The following is an 18505-nucleotide window of genomic DNA, read 5'->3' on the forward strand; positions in this document are numbered from 1 at the left end:
CAAGATTGTGATAGAGCGGGGTGGGGGGATGCTGGCGTCGTAGCCGAGCGAACCACCGGATGCCCGGGCGTCCACCCGACAGCGGAACTTCAAGACCTGGCTCGCGTGGCGGTCTCAGGACCGACGGTGCTCGGTCCCTCTGTGGTTCAAGCCGCTCCGATCGGACGTACGACCGGTCGCAGCGTCGGTACCCCGGGGGCGAGGTGTGTTCGCCCGTGACGATGACACGACGGTCTTGGACTCCGGACGAGAGTCTCACGCAAGAGGTCAAGGATCAATTCGACAGGGCCATCGCCTCCTACCGGGCGAATCCGCACCTCGTCTCCGAGCATGCGAACCACGAGGAGTCCATCCGAGTGGGCGGCTATGCCAATCGGACGCTCCTCGAACTCGTCCAAAACGCCGCCGACGCCATGTCGGGAGTGGGCGACGCACAAGAGGACTCCACCGGTCACGTGGAGATCGTCCTCGACACGGAGAGTCAGACCCTCTACTGCGCCAACGCGGGCCGCCCGTTCTCGAAGAACGGGCTCACCGCGATCACGCACGCGCACCTCAGCGGCAAACGAGGCGACGAGATCGGGCGCTTCGGACTCGGGTTCAAGTCGGTCCTCGCCGTTTCGCAAGCTCCTCAGGTCTTCAGCCGCTCAGTGTCGTTCGAGTTCAACTCGCCTGCAGCTCACGCCGAGATCGGCAAGATCGCACCGACTGCAAAGCGTCATCCGATCCTGCGCACCCCGACCTTGATGGACCCGGCCGCCGCGTTCGCCGAGGATCCCATACTCGCCGAGCTCGCCGAGTGGGCGTCCACCATCGTAAGACTCCCACACGCATCGAACCTCGGACGGATCCGCCGAGAGATCGAGGGGTTCTCCTCGGAGTTCCTCCTCTTCGCCACCGCCGTGCGAGAGGTGAAGCTCAGGGTGTTCGGTGCCGAGGCGTTCGCGACGAGTCACGCCTCTCGTGATCTCGGTGGGGGCGTGTTCAGGATCGAGGACCCGAGCGGCAACGGCGAAGAGTGGATCGTCGAAGATCAGATGCACGAGCCGACTCCGAGGGCTCGAAAGCAGGTCGGCGAGGCCGTCTCCCGCGCACAGGTCAAGGTCACCGTCGCGATTCCGAAGCACCAGGTCCGACAGCGCATCGGGCGGTTCTGGTCCTACTTCCCGCTCCAGGATCAAACCTCGGCGTCGGCTCTCTTCAACGCTCCGTGGAGCGTGAACGACGACAGGACCACGCTACTCAAGAACGACTACAACCGCGAGATTCTCCGGACGTTGTCGGAGATGTTCGTCGGCATGTTGCCGCGGGTGGCGACGCCCGCCGATCCGGCTGCCCACCTGGACTACATGCCGGCGCGGGGAAGGGAACAGCTTTCGTTCGGCGACGAATTTCTCTGCGCACATGTGCCGCAGATGTCTGCGTCCCTCGATCTCGTTCCCGACGCCACGGGCACCCTGACGCATGCCGACGAACTTCGACCGCTGGACTTCGCCATCGAGGTCGATCCGACCGTTCATCAAGCCTGGATCGAGTCTCCGAACACCGATGCCAACGTTCCGCATTGGCGGTGTTACACGTCGTCGCAGCGGCTGGCACGTCTCCGGCAGGTCTTCGCTGCGTCGGTGTCCCGCAGTCTTCTGGATCGAGACGACAGGGATATGAAGCGTGCCCTGGGGGCGTTGTCAAAGCGGGGGCTTCTCTCCTGGCTGCGCGAGTGGGCCGAGGGAGTGGACGATGTGTCCGCCGCAAACGCGTTCAAGTTCGTACTCGGACACAGGAGTCTGCCCGATGTCGATCGGGCGAAAGTGATCCCCACTACCGACGGCATGCGCGCGCTTGAGGACTGGAGGACCATCTTCCTACACCAGGAGGAGGACGTCGAGATCGAAGGAGCTGTTTTCGTCTCGTCCGGTTTTCTGCTACAGCCAGGGGTGGACGAGGGTCTAAGGAAAGCCGGTTTCCGGGATCTCGACCCGCTCGCAATCCTCAACGCGCGCCTTGCGGCTCTCTCAGACACGTCAGGAGATGAGGAACTCACCAAGCTTTGGGACGCCGTCCTTGGAGTACCCGTGTCCCTTGCGGTGAAGGCGCTGGCCGATCACTCGGCAGCGGTCAAGGTACCGACTCGAGACAGCGGGTGGGCATGGCCTCACCAGGTCTTCGACCTCGAGGAACCCTTGGGCGACGAGCATGCGAAGAGGACGCTGGATCATCGACGTTGCCTGCCCGCGGTCGCCCACGGGCTCGGGGTCGTTCGCGAGGCCGTGAAGAAGTATTCCCTGGAGGACGAGCCGTGTCTTGAGCAGTACCGAGAGTGGGTCCTGGCGGCGCTCAACGAGGAGCAGGGCCCCGGCGAACGGCCGATCGACAGGGTGGAGTTCTATCCCGGTGAGGGCCCGGGCCCGTTCTCAACGCTGTTGATCCTGCGTGACTCGGACGCGTCGAAGTCGCTGCGCGCAGCCTGGACGGTCAAACTGCTTCAAGCAGGCGACTCCGACTGGACCTGTGAGGATCTCGGCACGGGCAGGACTCATGCTGTTCGCTCGCCGGTCCGGTGGGCGGTGGACCATGCCGGTCTGCTGCGGTCGAATCGAGGGTCGTTCCACCGGCCAGCCGACATCGTCGCCCCGTCTCTCATCAGATACGAGAACCTCCTCCCGCTGTACAAGGGGCCACGAGAGGTCGCCGACGCCCTGGAACTCCCGGCCGAGCTCGACGCGGTGCCCGCTCACGTTCTCAAGGAAGCGCTCGAAGCAGACCTGTTCGCTCCGGGCACAGATGACACCGTCCTGGTGGATTTCATTCGAACGGCGTGCCGCATCGCGTATCCGGGTGCACAGCCCCCCAGGATTCCCGCCAGAGTCAAGCGTGCGGTCGAGCCACGCTCCCCTTCATCGGTGTACCTCGCCACGACGGACGAGCAGCAGGATTACCTCTCAACTCGTCAGCGCCCTTACTTGAGGGTGACGGATGATCAAGTCGATGATCTCGTGAAGTCCGTCGGCTGCCGCCGATTCGAGGACAGCTTCGCATTCTCGATGGTCATCGAAGGAGCCCAGGAGAGCGAGCGGGTGCTCGACGTCTTCACCGGACTCCGTAACACACACGTCGCCGACAGACTCGGCAACGCGACGGTGACTCGGGCGATCCAGTTGGTCAAGCGTGTGACCACGGACAACGGCGCCGAGGAGCAGTCGCTCGAGTGGCACCTCGACGGACTGAGTCTGGTGGCGTGCAGCGATGCCGACGAGCGCCGACTCCTCGGTTTCGTCAACGAGGCCTTCGACTTGCGCCTCACGAATGCGGACCTTGAGGGAGTCCTCAAGACGGGCCTGGACAATCGGCTCCAAGCACTTCGGCAGGAGGCCAAGGCGGCGTCGACCGACGCAGAGCGGCTTGACGTCTATTTCGGCCCGGACGACCTGCGCGACGCCTTGCCCAAGGGGCTTTGGCAGGCGCTTGCGGCCCAGGAACTGGTCGATGAAAATACTTCCGTCGCTGAACTTTTCCTAACAGTATACGGCTCGGACTCGATCGAGGTGCTCGCCGATCTGTTCCAGAAGGAGGGTTTTCCCGACGTCCCGAAGAAATGGGCGGGTGGGGCGACTACTATCTCGTGGCTGCGGAAGATGAGCTTCCCTGCCAAGTACGCCGGGCGTCCTTCAGAACGCCAGGATGCTGAGTTCATCGTCCCCGGGGCCGTGAAGCTCGCCCCTCTACACGACTTCCAGCAGAAGATCAGTCGGCAGCTCAGTGACGTACTGACGCTTTGTGAGGCGGGCGGTCGTCACCGCAAGGCGATGGTGGAACTTCCGACCGGTGCCGGTAAGACGCGAGTTGCCGTGGAGAGCATCCTCAGGCTCTTTATGGAGTGGCGCCTCTGTGGCCCGGTCCTGTGGATCGCTCAGTCACGGGAACTCTGTGAACAGGCGGTGCAGACCTGGACCACAGTATGGCGAGGACTTGGGGACGAGCGCCCTTTGGCGATTGGGCGTCTATGGGAAAACAACACAGTGCATGAGCCGGACACCGAGTTCAGCGCCATCGTGGCAACGGACGCCAAGCTCGATGAGATCCTCGGCAATGCCGAATACGAGTGGCTCAGCAAGGCATCGGCGGTCATCGTCGACGAGGGTCATCGTGCGGGCGGTTCCGAACGGTACACGAGGATCCTGACTTGGCTGGGGGTAGCCGGCCGCGGATGGGAACGCCCCTTGGTCGGCCTTTCCGCGACGCCGTTTAAGGGGACATCCGAAACGGCCAACGCCGCCCTTGCGAGCCGTTTCGGCAACCTCAAACTCAAAGCATTCGAGGGAAACGCCTACAAGGAACTCGCACAGCGCAGAGTACTCGCGCGGGTTCAGCACGAGGTGCTGCCCGGCATCGAGATCGCCCTCCGCCCGGAGGAGATCGCCGAAGCCACGCAGCAGCGAAAACTCAGCTCGACCGTTCTGGACCGCATCGGCCAGAGCCAGGCCCGCATGTCCATCCTCACCAACCACATCATGGGGCTGGATGACACCTGGCCGGTGCTGGTGTTCACTCCCAACATCACTTCGGCCCAGGTGCTTGCAGCGACGCTCCGATGCCGCGGTATCGAGGCTGCGTCGGTGAGCGGAAAGACCGGTAGACAGGAACGTCGCGACATCATCACGAAATTCAAGAACAACGAGATTCGTGTCCTCACAAACTGCGACTTGCTGATCCAGGGCTTCGACGCGCCGGGCGTCCGCGCGCTCTACATCGCCCGCCCGACCCTCAGCCCGAACGCGTACATCCAGATGGCCGGCCGCGGCCTGCGCGGCCCCGCCAACGGTGGCAAGGAGGAATGCCTGATCGTGGACATGGCAGACAACTTTGGGGACGTCACCGAGCTGCTCGGGTACCGCGAGTACGAGAACCTCTGGCAGGAGCAGCGCGCGTGATCCTCGTTCCCGACCTAAAGGACATCGAGCGGAACGCCACGAGCGACGCCGAGCGCAGAATCGCCCGTCTTCTGCGGGAGATCGACGGCGATCCCGACGCCGTCGCGTTCCACTCGGTGAGGTTGCGCTCCCACTCCTACAAGCAGCAGGCCGAGGCCGATTTCGTCATTCTGTGGAAGAGAGTCGTGATCGTCGTCGAGGCCAAGGGCGGAGGCGTCGGCAAGCACGACGGGGTCTGGTACAGCGTCGACCGACGCAACGACTGGCACAAGCTGTCCGGCTCGCCGATGGAGCAGGCCCAGTCCGCCATGTACGCGCTGAGAGACATCCTCCAAGAGGAGGGCATCGGCTGGTTCGCGCACGAGGCCGTCGTCGTCACACCCGACGTCGACACTCCCCCGCACGCGATCGAATGGCAGCCGACCCACTGGCTGGCGAAGGACGATATGAGCGTCACGGGATTGGCCGACGCTCTCGACACGGTGGCGAAGGCGGCCCGAACGCCGCCGGCCGGCCGGAAACTCGCACGGATCGAGGACCTGCGGGCCCGCCTGTTCGGAGAGTTCACGCGCATGCCGATGATCGACGCCCAGCGGGGAGCGGTCATCGAGGAGCAGAACCGTGCCACGGCGGGCCAGTCGAGGGTCCTCGCCTCGTTGGCTCGCAATCCCCGGGTCATGGTGTTCGGCGGCGCCGGCACGGGGAAGTCGCTCGTCTTGGTCGAGGCCGCCAAGCAGGAGGCGGATCAAGGGCGATCCGTGTTGATCACGTTCCGCTCCCCGGAACTCCTGGGATTCTTCGCTCCGCACGTGGTCGATCGCGACATCGACCTCGTTCCGTTCGAACGGCTGCGGCCGGACAAGGCCTACGACGCCGTGTTCGTCGACGAGGCGCAGGACCTGATGAGCGCCGAGGACATGGACGCACTCGACGCGGTCGTCCTCGGTGGGCGGGCCGCGGGCCGCTGGCGCATGTTCCTCGACATGAACAACCAGGCGCACGTCGACGGAGGTTTCGACGAGGACGTCTTCGAGCTCATCGCCCCCGAGGCACTCTCTGTCGACCTGGATCTCAACGTCCGGAACACCCGGGCGATCGTGCACATGGTTCAGGAATACCTCGGAGCGGACGTCGGGGACCCGGGCATCGTCCACGGCGAGAAGGTCCAGTGGCACACGCCCGACGGGGACCCCGACGTCGACGCGGCCGAAGCCGTGGCCGGGCGCTTGGCGGCCGGCGGAGTCCGCGGAAACGACATCTGGATCATCGACACGAAGTCGATCACGGCTCCCACCGCGACGGCCGGCGGCTTCATCGTGACGAGCCCGAAGTACGTGAAGGGCCTGGAAGCGGAGCACGTCGTCGTCTGCAACCTGCCCGACGTCTTCGACGAAGCCGGGACGGCGGCCTTCTACGTCGCCGTGACACGCGCTCGCGTCTCGTTGCACATCCTCGCTTCCAAGGACGACAGACGACGCCTCCAACAACTACTCCGAGAGCGGTCGGTGACGAGATGACCCGGACCAAGGCGCAGGAGCTGGCGCTCAAGCACCTTCGAGAGGCCTACGTCGGTCCGGACGGCGGCGATGACGAGGTCGTCTTCAACCTGCCGGATCGCCAGTACTCCGTCGGGATGCTGTTCCCGTCCGGATCGTCGGCGCCCGGCCCCGAGATGACCGCTCAGGAGGCCGAAGTCGAGGCGGACGTGGTCTCGGGTGACGTCGAGGAGAGCGACGCAGGTGTGCCGCTCGCCGAGGACTGGCGCCCTTCGTCCGTCGCCATCTCCTTCGTCACGAACCGCCCCACCGTCTCATGCGACTTCTCGGGAGGGACCTACCAACCGGTCCCGGGAGACGGACCCCCGCGTTGGCGACGCAGCCCGTTCCGGTTCGAGAATCTGGAGCTCGCCCAGAAGCTCGCCCCCCACAATCTCGTAGCGGTTGGCGTCTCCCTGGAGATCGGATCGCGATGGCGCCCCTACGGCGACGCCCATCTCGTGACGGTGCACGCACGCGTACGGTCGAAATCCACGGGCGACGATCGGCTCGACATCGGTCGCATGCTCTTTCAGGTCTCGCTCGGCGTGACGCCCGCACCCGGTGGACGGTTCCTGGAGTACGACACCTCGAGGTCCTTCGATCTGGACGACGAGTCCGCAGAACTGCGACTCCGCTACCGGGACAGGACGGTCTACGCCGTCGGCCACGGCATGGCCGCCGACTGGGATCGCGAAGACGGTGAATGCAGACGGGTCTTCCTCGACCCCGTACCGGCATTCGTCGTTCCCGCGGTCGAGCCCATCGGGTTCGACGACGGATCCGAGGCGGCCAAGGCGCTCCGTCTCGCCAATCTGTCGCGGATCGACACGCGGCCGGGCGAGATCGTGTCGATGCTGGACGAGTTCGTCAAGGCCTTCTCCGACTGGGTCTCGGAGCAAGAAGCCCGCGTCGACGGCTTCGGAGTCGACGCACGGATCGCGCGATCGATCACCGACCGAGCGCGCAAGGCCTTGGGCCGAATGGAAGCCGGAGTCGACCTGCTACGGGCCCCTGGAGAAGAGAAGCTGAGACGCGCCTTCGCTCTGGGCATGACCGCGATGCGGCTGCAGATGCGTCAGACCTCGATCTTGCGCGGTACAGGGCCGGACCAGGTGAAGGAGCCTCAATGGCGCCCCTTCCAGCTCGGCTTCCTGCTGGTTTCTCTGGCGTCCACGGTCGACGAGACGCACGACGATCGGAGACTCGTCGATCTGATCTGGTTCCCCACCGGCGGCGGAAAGACGGAGGCGTATCTCGGCCTGGCGGCCGTCGAGATCTTCCGTCGCCGGATCGCCCATGGCACGGCGGGTGCCGGAACCGCGGTGATCACCCGATACACCCTCCGGCTCCTGACGTCCCAGCAGTTCCAGCGGGCGGCCTCGCTCGTCTGCGCGATGGAGCTCCTCCGACACGACGACCGGCGGGCGAAGGGAATGTCTCCGTTCTCCATCGGGCTGTGGGTCGGCAACGAGGTCACGCCCGGGACGAGGAGGGAGGCCAAGTTCGCCCTCGAGCGCCTGCACAAGGCCGCTCAGCCCGAGGAGGCGAACCAGTTCCAGATCGAGAGCTGTCCGTGGTGCGGTGCCCCGCTCCTGCCCGATTCCAGGTCCCATGATCCGGGTCGTTACGGCTTTCGTCCCGTCGGCAACGACGTCGTCATCCACTGCACCAGCGGGAGCTGCCGATTCAAAGAGGAGCTTCCCGTGCAGGTCGTCGACGATGTCCTCTATGAGGAACCGCCGACGATCCTGCTCGCGACCGTGGACAAGTTCGCCCGTCTTCAGTTCAACACGAAGGCGGGCAGTCTCCTCGGCCTCGATACGCCGTTCAGGCAGCCGTCGATGATCATTCAGGACGAGCTTCACCTGCTGTCGGGGCCGCTCGGCACGACGGTCGCCGCCTTCGACGCCGTGATCCAGATGCTGCTGAGCAGAGGGGGCTCGACCCCCAAGATCATCGCATCGACGGCCACGATCCGTGCCTCCGAAGAGCAGGTCCGGGGGCTGTACGGGCGAAGCGTCGCGCTGTACCCGCCGGCTGGTTTGGACGACGATCGGACCTTCTTCTCCCGCCCCGTCGAGAACGGCGAAGGTCGCCTGTACGTCGGCCTGATGCCGCAGGCGCTCTCGCAGGTGTCCGCAGTCATCGCCGCCTCCGCGCCCTTGATCGAAATCCCGGCGGTGCTCGCCGGGCATCCCGATCTGGGTGCGACGCGGGACTCCTACTGGACGGCCGTGATGTACCACAACAGTCTGCGTGAGCTCGGCCGCACGGGAACGTTGGTCGTCGACGACGTGAACGGACGCCTGGAGCCGCGTGCGGACCGTCTGGGTCTGCCGTTGCGGCGCGTCCGGGCGGGCCGCGTCCTGGAACTCACCAGCCGACGGGGGCCGGAGGAGTTGCCCAACGATCTGCGTGAGCTCGGCCGGAGCGCCGACCTCACAGAGCAAGCCGTCGACGTCGTCCTCTCCTCGAACATGCTGTCTGTCGGCATCGACATCCCCCGCCTGGCCCTGATGCTGATGGTCGGCCAACCGAAGACGACCGCCGAGTACATCCAGGCCACCAGCCGGGTCGGTCGTGGTGAGAACGCTGGCATCGTCACGACGTTGTTCCGGTCGAACCGGGCGCGCGACCGGTCGCACTTCGAGACCTTCCGCGCGTACCACGAGGCGCTCTATCGCAACGTCGAGCCGACGAGCGTCACCCCGTGGTCCGCGGCGTCCCGCGCGCGATCGCTGGCAGGCGCCCTGGTGGCGCTGTTGAGGCACTCCGTGCCTTCTCTGACATCGAACGACCACGCCTCCCGCCTCGACCTCGACGACGGACAAATGCGGGGCACGATCGACAGGCTCGTCGCGGCGTTCGTCGACCTGGTGAGTCGCTCGGAGCACATCGAAGCCGAGGAGACCGAGAAACAGGTGTGGCACCTCCTGCACGAGTGGGACCGCCGCGCAAGAGCGGCACGTGAGGCGGGAAGCCCATTGCTGTACGACTACCGGAAGAAAGACGACGAGGCCCTGCTGAAGCGGTTCGGCCAGCGCAGGGAAGGATGGCTCGTCGCCGACTCGATGCGCTCGGTCGAGCCGAACGTCGCCGTACAGGTGCGGGAGCCGTTGGAAGGAGGGGGCGACCGTGGAACGAATCCTGCATGACCTGCGTCTCTCGGAGACGATCACGCCGTTCGGCGTGGGGGCCATCGTGGATGTGCTCGGGCAATCGCTGGTGGCGCCCGACACCTCGTGGTGGGAGCGAAAGTACGCTCCCGAGATCAGCTGCGAACGGCTCCTGGCCCGCCTGGGCCCGGGCGTCCTTCGACAAGCACCCGCTCACTCGGGGCGCGCGGCCAGAGAGACGGCGCACCTGCTCTACTGGCGCTTCCCGGCTTGGCGGTTCTGCGAGCGGTGCACGACACTCTCGCAGCTCACCGGCAAGTACAAAGGCCGCTGGAGCAACCACTGCGAATGCGGTGGGGCACTCGTGCCGATGCGCTACGTCGCCGTCTGCGAGAAGGGCAGCCACATCCAGGACGTGCCCTGGTTCAAGTGGGCGCATCGCGGCAACGACGCGGGCGTCACCGACGCCGTGCGATTCTGCCGTGCGTACAAGGAACTGAAATTCGAACGCTCGTCGCAGCACGGGGAAGGCCTGGCCTCGCTCCGCATCCACTGCAACGGGTGCAAGCGGTCCCGCCCGCTCTCCGAACTGGTCACCAAAGAGTCGCTGCATCGTGACGGCATCCGATGCGAAGGAACCCAGCCGTGGGAAGAGTCGAAGCCGGGCAACGTCTGCGAGCACCGACTCACCGCCGTTCAGCGCGGCGCCACGGGCAACTACCTCGCCGAGCGCCTCTCGGCGCTCGACATCCCGGAGGAGCGTCCGCAGTCCGCGGAGACGGCGGATCGGATCCGGGGCCACCTCTACTTCGACAAGGTGGTCGACGACAACGGCGGCCCGCAATCGGAGATGGTGGCCGGATGGATCGCAAACGAACTCGGGGTCTCGGCGGAACTCGTCCTCGCCCTAGCGGCAGGAGGTGACGACTCTCCGACGACCCCGCTCCTCGACCTGAAGGACGGCGAGTGGGCGGCCTTCCTCAAGAAGCTCGACGGCGGCAGAGACCACAGCGCCGACGATTTCATCGTCGACGGATGGAAGTTGTCTGCGGAGTCGGATTGGCCACCGACCCTCACCGGCCGACTCGTCGGTGTCGGCCAAGTACGCCGTGTCCGCGAGGTCAGGGCACTCAAGGGCTTTCGGCGTCACAAAGCCGATGCCGATTTCATCCCCGTCGATCTCGGCCCCGACCGGAGGCGTAAGCCGGTATACCCGGCCATCGAGCTGTTCGGCGAGGGAATCTTCCTCCGGTTCGACGAGGACCGGATCTCCGAATGGGAGAGTCTGCCCGAAGTCCGTTCACGGGCCGACATCTTGGTGAACCGGCGGAACTCGAGTACATGGGCTCACCGCCTGGACGTACCCGAGCCGCGCTTCATCGCGTTGCACACCATTGCCCACCTGCTCATCCGCAGGCTGGCATTCGCCAGCGGCTATTCGTCGGCATCGCTTCAAGAGCGCATCTACGCCCACTCCGACCGACCGGACCGCACCGCCGGCATCCTGATCTACACGGCTGCCGGGGATGCACAGGGGACGCTCGGCGGACTCGTTCGCCTGGGTAGGCCGGACAAGATCCTCCCGCTGCTGTTGGCCGCCTTGAACGACGCCGATGTCTGCTCGAACGACCCGGTGTGCATCGAGAGCGACCGCCAAGGCTCGTCGCACCTCAATCTGTCGGCGTGCCACGGCTGTGCGCTCGTCAGCGAGACGTCGTGTGAGACGGCCAACCGCCTGCTGGACCGTCAACTCGTCCTGGGCGGCGAGAAGGTACCCGGGTTCCTCGAGCATGTGCTCGACGAGGCTCGGCGCAGGAGGGGCATTTGATTCACGGGCGCGCAGGCGAGCTTCCTGCGGCTTCGAGTCCCCACGTCTCCGGACCGCTCCGGGATCCGTACCGACCCCGGAGCGGTTCATTCTGTCCGTCCTCGTTACCGAGGCTCGGTGTGAGCAGGGGGCGCCCGGCGGTACGACCGCACGACGGGGGATCATGCGCCGGTTCGGTGTCGACGGGCGGCCCATCGGTGGCGATGCCGCCTCAACCGAGATCGCCATCGGCTCCGTTCCGGAGCGCAGAGCGCTCGATCCCCTACACCACATCGCGAAGCACGACCCGGCCCGAGAACGCACGGTCCGTTCCCGGGCCCGGTTGACTGCGACAACGTGCAGCGGCCCCATCCGACATCTTGGGCTCGGGTCCCACTCGGGGATCTCCGGCGCCTTGATCGCCAGCGAGGAGCGGATGCCGGCCTCAGCACAGCCCCCACCCGCGAGCGAACAGCGTCTTCAAATGGACCGCACTGACGCCGACGGCTCCGTCGATCTACACGTGCCCGGCCCGGGTGGGTCTCGGCGCCCGGGATCAGGGTGCCCGTGTTGGTGCGGTAGGACGGGTCGTCAACTGCGGCCGTCGCCGATCACGATCTGCGAAACTGATGCCAGAAGCCGACGAGAGGAAGTCCGGCCCCTCCTAATGCGAATGCCGGGCTGAGGGAGAGGCGTGTCCGAACGGGGATCGGTGGTGCACCGTCAAGCGCTCGTGGTCGGCGTCGAAGGCCCCGCCGGAAGCCTGTCGGACGAGTCGCCGACGACGCGGCAGCCGCTCGAATACGCGGCGCCGTACGCTCAACGTTTACGCGATGTGCTGGGGAAGCAATACGCCTACGTCCTCTTGGAGCCCGAGCCCGACCCCTCCTCTACCGCGGCTGCGCTCGGTGACGCCCTCACAAGGGCCGTCATGGGAGACGCGGACTTCACCGTCATCCACCTGCTCGCCCATGGTGTGCACGCAGAGAACACTCGAGGTCTCCAAGCCCTCGGAGGTGATGGCGAGTTCACGGAGACTCTCGCCCGCTGGGTCGAGATGGCCGAGAACCGGAGGACGGACGGCGAGGGCGAGCCGGCGGTACTCCTGATACTCGATCTGTGCCACTCCGGCACGGTGGCGACCGGACATCTGCAGTCACTGGTCGAAATAGGGCGGCGACGCGTCTGGGTACTGGCCGCCTGTCACTCCACGCAGTCCGCTTACAACGGCCGCCTGAGCCTCGCAGTCGACGAAGTGCTCCGCGGCTTCGCATCCGGCGCTCTGAAGCTCGACGAATCACATAAATACGTACCTCTTGATCGCTTCTGTCGCGAAGTCGTCCTCAGCGTCGAAAAACAGAGCGCGGGCTCCTATCAGCAGACGGTCGAGCTTCCACTGGCCGCAGTCGGCGCCGACCTGTCACACCTTCGCTTCTTTCCCAACCCGCGCTACGAGCCGGACGCTCTACGCAGCCGCGACGGCGTCGATCCCGCGGTGTTGACACTCCTGGACGAGGTGGCCGACTCTCATCACTTCATGGTCCGAGCCCAGGGTGCCAGCGGCGCCTTCGGGGAAAACGGCGTGCCGACTTTCACCGGTCGCAGCGACGAGCTACGCGAGCTCTCAACATGGTTGGAGGGTGAGGGCTCACCCCTGCGCGTCATCACGGGAGTGGCAGGCGTCGGGAAGTCCGCCCTGGTCGGTATCCTCGCCTGCGCCGCACACCCTGCACTCCGGGAAGCCACAGAGCGGATCTGGAGGCCATCCGGTGGCGACCTGCCCGGGGCGGTCGAAGGGCTGGCCGTCGTACACGCACGGCGACGGACCCTCGCAGAGGTGCTCTCCTCCCTTGCAGCCCAGTGGAACCTGAACTCACCCACCCGTGGCAAGCCCTGGACCACGGATCAGCTGGTGGCCGAACTGCGCACCAGGGCCGAACCTCCCCATCTGATCGTGGACGCCGTGGACGAGGCAGAGCATCCCGAAGATCTCGTCACCGCCCTGTTGCTGCCCTTGGCGTCGACTCGACGGGCGGATACGAAACCCCTGTGCAGGGTGCTGATCGCGACCCGTCCCGAAGAAGGACTCCGGCACCTTCTCGAGGCCGCCGCCGAACGCGACGGTCTGCTCGACCTGGACGAGGTCCCGGCCGAACGACTGCGAAGAGACCTGGTGAACTTCGTCAGCCGCGTACTCCGGCCCATCGGCACCGGCGTATCCGCATGGTGCTCGCTACCCGCCGCCGAGAGCCTGGGCCGGGCGATGGCGGACACCCTCCTGAGTCAAACCCGAGAATGGGGTGAGTTCCTCGTTGCCGGGCTCTTTCTCCGTCTCCTCCGAGAGCAGAAGACACCACCGGCCACCACGGCCGAGGCCGAGGCCCTCGGTAGAGACGTACCCCGTACTCTCGGTGCGATCCTCGACCTCAACCTGGAGTTCCTCGCCCGACCCGGGCTGCGTGAGCTCATGGCAGCGTTGGCGTGGGCCGAGGGTTCCGGCATGCCGGAACGGCTGCTCGCCCAGGTCGCGGGCATCGCACCGGACATGAGTGTCGACGGTCAGCCGGATTCCTCTGAGCTCCTGCAGGTCCTGCGCTTCTACACACGCCGAAACGTCGACCGCGACGGCACGCCGCTGTACCGCCTCTTTCACCAAGGCCTTGCAGACGAACTCCGCCGTCGGCCTGTCCTGGACGGGGCGACGGTCTGGGAGCGCCTCCTCACGACGGTACGAATGGGCGGCGTACGAAAGGGGCGTTGGGCGACCGCCGAGCCGTACCTCCTGCGCCATGCCGCCCGCCACAGCGTGCTAGCCGGGAAGCTCGGCGAGTTGCTCGAAGATGCCGAGTTCCTGGTCCACGCGGATCCGGCACCGCTGGCGGACGAGCTCTATCACAGCGAACAGAGCCCACGGGGCGCGGTCTATCTGACGTCGTACGGAGCTCATCACGACGGATCGCCCGATGCGCGACGCAGCATCCTCGCCGTCGACGCAGCACGGCACCAGCAGTGGGAGTTGGCCGCCGAACTGTCTCGGGAGACGCCGTGGAGTATGCGCTGGACAGTCGGACGCGACCTGCAAACCGGGCTCCTGGCGACCCTGACCGGACACCAGGGCAAGATCTGGGACCTGGCAACCATCCGAATCCGAGGACGCTTTCATGCCCTGACAGCCAGCGAAGACGGAACCGCAAGGCTGTGGGATCTGGATTCGGCGACTACGACGCATGAACTGGGTGATCACGGTTCGGCAGTTGGTGGTGTAGTCGCGGGGGAAGTTGACGGGGCCTTCCTCGGGGTAACGGGTTGCGATGACGGAGTTCTCCGAGGATGGGATCTGATCACCGGACGTTGTCTCTGGACGAGGCAAGCCCACAAGGGTCGTATCTGGTCGATGACGACGGCGCGGCACGGGGAGGTTCTCTCAGTAGCGAGCGCCGGTGAAGATCGCGTCATCCGCTACTGGGAACTCGCTACTGGTGCACCGTTGTCCTCCACAGTGCTTACCGCCATCAATGGTGTGGTGTGGCGGCTCTCCCGTGTCACCGTCGACGGTCTGGGTGACTGCGTCGTCGCCTGTTACGACGACTGGGTCCAGGTTCTGACCGTCCACGGCGATGAGGTGGATCTACCCCAAACCACGAGGGAGAGGATGACTTGCTACCGATACCTCGACTTGGGTTACGGTCCCGAGCCGGTCTCTGGCGATGTGGAAGGCACCGTGTGGACAGGTACGGAAATCACCGAAATGCTGGATGAGGGGGGACACGCCGATGCCGTCACCGATCTCGCCGCCGTGTCCCTGTCGGGTTCCCATCACATTCTCAGCGCGAGCAGAGACGGTACCGCACGACTGGTCGAAAGAGCGCGTCAGGTCGCCAGTCACTCCACGGCAATCACGCGCATGGCGGTCGTTCCCGAAGCTCAACCTGCGACCCTCCTCACGGCAAGCGAGGGCGGTACCGTCCGCGTCTGGGACGTGGCCGCCCCCTCGGTTTCGCAGCGCCATCCAGGGCATACACACGCGATCCACGCTTTGGCGACGCTTCCCGACGGCCGCCTGGTTTCGGGCAGCGCGGACGGAACGCTGGCCCTGTGGAACACGCGGACGGGAGACAGGCAGCGGGTCTCTCTCCTTTATCACCTCGACTATCCAGTTCAAGATCACCCCACCGGTCTCGCAGTACTGGAAGCCGGTGAGTATCCGCTGATCATCGCCTCGTGCGCAAACGAGGGGCTGGCTCTTTGGGATACGAGCCTCAAGGAGGAATATCTCGATCATCGTGCCATCTCCGACCCACCCGGCGTGCGTGCAGTCATCGCGCTGGTCATCGCCGGGGTCCCGCACGTTGCCTACGCTTCGCGACTCGGTGATGTGCTCCTCTACAGCGCCGACCGCCTCGACTACGAGTCGCGCTGGCCACGTCAGGAGGAATTGGACTCCTCGAACGTCCCCGAAAGAGAGCGGGTGCTTCTCACGGTGCCCAGAGGCGCCACCTGTCTGGCGGCCTCGCCGACTCACATCCTGGCGGGGGACCGCTCGGGTGCAGTCTGGTCGGCCTCCCTTCAGGGCCCACCGGGCCCACGGGCTGTGACCCAGCACCTCGCCCCAGTACTCGCTGTCGCCACCGTCGAACTAGACGGAGATCACCTTGTAATCAGCGGTGACAGCAGGGGCAAGGCGCGAGTAAGCACCCTACTTGCCGGCCCACGGCTCCGTCTGGAAGGACATACTCGTGCGGTCTTCGCCATCACTCCCGTCCTCCTCCATGGGCGGCCCCATGTCCTCACCGGGGGCCTCGACCGCTCGATGCGGCTCTGGGACATGACGAACGGTAGGCAGCTCGACGTCTTCTGGTTCCCGGACACTGTATTCGCGATCGCTGTGGCCCAAGACGGCACTGTATTCGTCGGAATGGGCCCCGACATCATCTGCTTGACCCCGGACGCCCAACGTCTTCCCCTGCGCCCATACACAGCCCCCGACCTAGGACCCGAGACCAGATGACCGCCTTCGTTGCAGTACACGGCGTAGGTCACCACGCCCCCGGCCACTCCCCGGAAGAGATCGTCACCGCCCGCTCGGCCACCTGGGCCAAGGAAGTCGCCACCGGACTTGGCACCTCCCCTGAGCGGGTTCCTCTCACCTACGCCTACTACGCCCACCACCTCCACCGGACCATGCCAGTCTCGCAAGGTACGGACGGCCTGGAGCAACTTGAACGCGAACACCCGGAAGCGATCCAGGAGATCGCCCGGTGGGCGGAGTCGTTGGACGAGTCCTTGCACCTGAGACTGCCGTCGGTGACGGCTCAGGGACGTCTGGCCGTCCCGCTGCGACAGCTCGTCTCCGTGATCGCCGAGCGGCTCAGTCTCGACGGCCGGCTGACACGAGCCTTCATCGCCCGGTTCTTCCGCGACGTCGCCCTCTATCTCAGAGACAACGAAGATCCTGCCCGCATAGCAGCCCGCGAAGAGGTCGCCGCCACCATCGCCTCGACCGGCGCACGCGTGGTGATCGCCCACTCACTCGGCAGCGTCGTCGCCTACGAAGCACTGCACGCGCATCCGGAACTCGACGTGGAGCTGCTCCTGACGCTCGGTTCGCCGCTCGCGCTACCCCACGGTGTGTTCCATCGGCTGTCACCGGCCCCCGCCGACGGCATCGGGCAACGACCTGCAGGCGTGCGTCGCTGGGTCAACCTCTGCGACCACGGCGACATCGTCGCCGTCCCCCGCCCCCTCAAAGAACGTTTTCCCACCGTGGATCTCGACCTGACGGACAGCATTGCCCCGTTCGACTTCCACAGCGCGGCCCCGTATCTGCGATCGGCTACGGTAGCGGCAACCATCGCCCCGTTCCTGGAAGCAAAGCGATGACGGAGATCTCCCTCATCGGCTCCGGTCGATATCTCGGGGACTTCCCGTGATCACGATTGACGGCGCCGGAGACTCTCAGCAGCCGGTGGCCGAGGCCCGACGACTCGCGGACATCGGTGACACGCAAAACTCACGGGCAACTTTTCATCGACCGGTAAGTGGTGCTCCAGCTTATTGGTCTCATCCATATCTGCAGTGACGACAAGCGAGGAGCAGTGCTGCTGCGCTTGTTCGAGCACGCCTCGGAGGGTGGGCGCATGCAGCCGCGCCTTCAACGCCTCCGCGTTCCCTGGCGGCTGCTCGTCCTCCCCGGCGAGGCTGCAGCCGGGCAATAGCGGCATTGCGTGCCCGCAACGCCGCGTCCTCAGGCAGCGGTCATTGCAGTATCCGTGCGGCTTGCTGCCCAGGCGCGGATCACATTCACTCGAACCCTCGGTACTCCTTGACCAGAGCACCGTCGAACGGTTCATCCTCGTCGGCTGCCGCGACATGGCCGCCAACAGCCGCCGAACCTGCAGCAGCCAGCTGCGCCGGGCCTCCGAAGCACTCCTGCTGGACCAGCTCGGACAGCATCCGCCGATCCGGCTGAAGGCTACCGCCGCCCCAGTGGCTCCCTACCCGCCGGCGGAAATCGCCTACTGGCTGATCTGGGCGCAGAGCCTGCCTACCCCCGCCCAGCGGCGCAACGCCTGTCTCCTGTTCTGCCTCGGCGTCGGCTGCGGGCTCGCCGTTGAGGATCTTGTGTACGTTCAGGGGCGGGACATCCTCGCAGGCCCCACCGGCCGGGCACTGGTCAAGGTGCACGGGCGCCGTCCGCGCACTGTCGTATGCCGGTACGCCTACGAGGAACTGCTGCTGGCGGAAGCCGCCCACATCCCGGCAGACGCGTACGCCTTCCGGCCGGACTGGCAGGACCGCACCAGCAAGCACATCGCATCGGACTGGCTGGCCAGGTACCCGCGGATCATCGGCCGTTGTGACGGTGCAGTGCTGCAGACCCAGCGGCTGCGTACGACCTGGCTCGTCGAACTGCTGAATGCAGGTATTCCGCTGAAGGTGATCCTCAAAGCATCGGGACTCGGGACCCTGCACAGCCTCTCGCGACACCTCGTCTTCCTCCACGACGTGCCCGAAGCGGAGGCATCCGATCTGTTGCGGGGGGCGGCGGCATGAGCAGGAAGAACCCGGGGGACAAACCCTGCCGGCGTACCGGCCTCGCCTTACGCCCTGCACCGC

Annotated in this window: 7 protein-coding genes; all 7 read left to right on the plus strand. The window is 65.8% G+C overall.

Annotated features, from left to right (window positions below; translation table 11 throughout):
- The first annotated feature begins 221 nt into the window (after window positions 1-221).
- Window positions 222-4928 carry a DEAD/DEAH box helicase gene (locus OHA88_RS11380; RefSeq protein WP_328629658.1) on the plus strand — a complete coding sequence of 1569 codons (4707 nt, stop codon included), beginning with the start codon at window positions 222-224 and terminating at the stop codon, window positions 4926-4928.
- Entirely contained in the window at window positions 4925-6445 is a 1521-nt protein-coding gene (locus OHA88_RS11385; protein ID WP_328625395.1) for a nuclease-related domain-containing DEAD/DEAH box helicase, read from the plus strand. Before OHA88_RS11380 ends, OHA88_RS11385 begins: the two co-directional genes overlap by 4 nt.
- Window positions 6442-9621, plus strand: coding sequence for a helicase-related protein (locus OHA88_RS11390; RefSeq protein ID WP_328625396.1), 3180 nt, complete (start codon window positions 6442-6444; stop codon window positions 9619-9621). Before OHA88_RS11385 ends, OHA88_RS11390 begins: the two co-directional genes overlap by 4 nt.
- The gene (locus tag OHA88_RS11395; RefSeq protein WP_328625397.1) at window positions 9602-11410 is read left to right on the plus strand and encodes a DUF1998 domain-containing protein; all 1809 of its coding nucleotides are present in this window, start codon (window positions 9602-9604) and stop codon (window positions 11408-11410) included. The genes OHA88_RS11390 and OHA88_RS11395 overlap by 20 nt, the downstream gene beginning before the upstream one ends.
- A gap of 673 nt (window positions 11411-12083) precedes the next feature.
- Complete coding sequence (locus OHA88_RS11400; protein ID WP_328625398.1) at window positions 12084-16397, plus strand: hypothetical protein; 4314 nt, start codon at window positions 12084-12086, stop codon at window positions 16395-16397.
- The gene (locus tag OHA88_RS11405; RefSeq protein WP_328625399.1) at window positions 16394-17269 is read left to right on the plus strand and encodes a hypothetical protein; all 876 of its coding nucleotides are present in this window, start codon (window positions 16394-16396) and stop codon (window positions 17267-17269) included. Before OHA88_RS11400 ends, OHA88_RS11405 begins: the two co-directional genes overlap by 4 nt.
- 489 nt (window positions 17270-17758) lie before the next feature.
- A complete protein-coding gene (locus OHA88_RS11410) occupies window positions 17759-18442 on the plus strand; it encodes a hypothetical protein (protein ID WP_328625400.1) in 684 nt (227 codons plus the stop codon).
- Window positions 18443-18505: the final 63 nt, after the last annotated feature.

The sequence above is a fragment of the Streptomyces sp. NBC_00353 genome (assembly GCF_036108815.1).
Classification (GTDB): Bacteria; Actinomycetota; Actinomycetes; order Streptomycetales; family Streptomycetaceae; genus Streptomyces.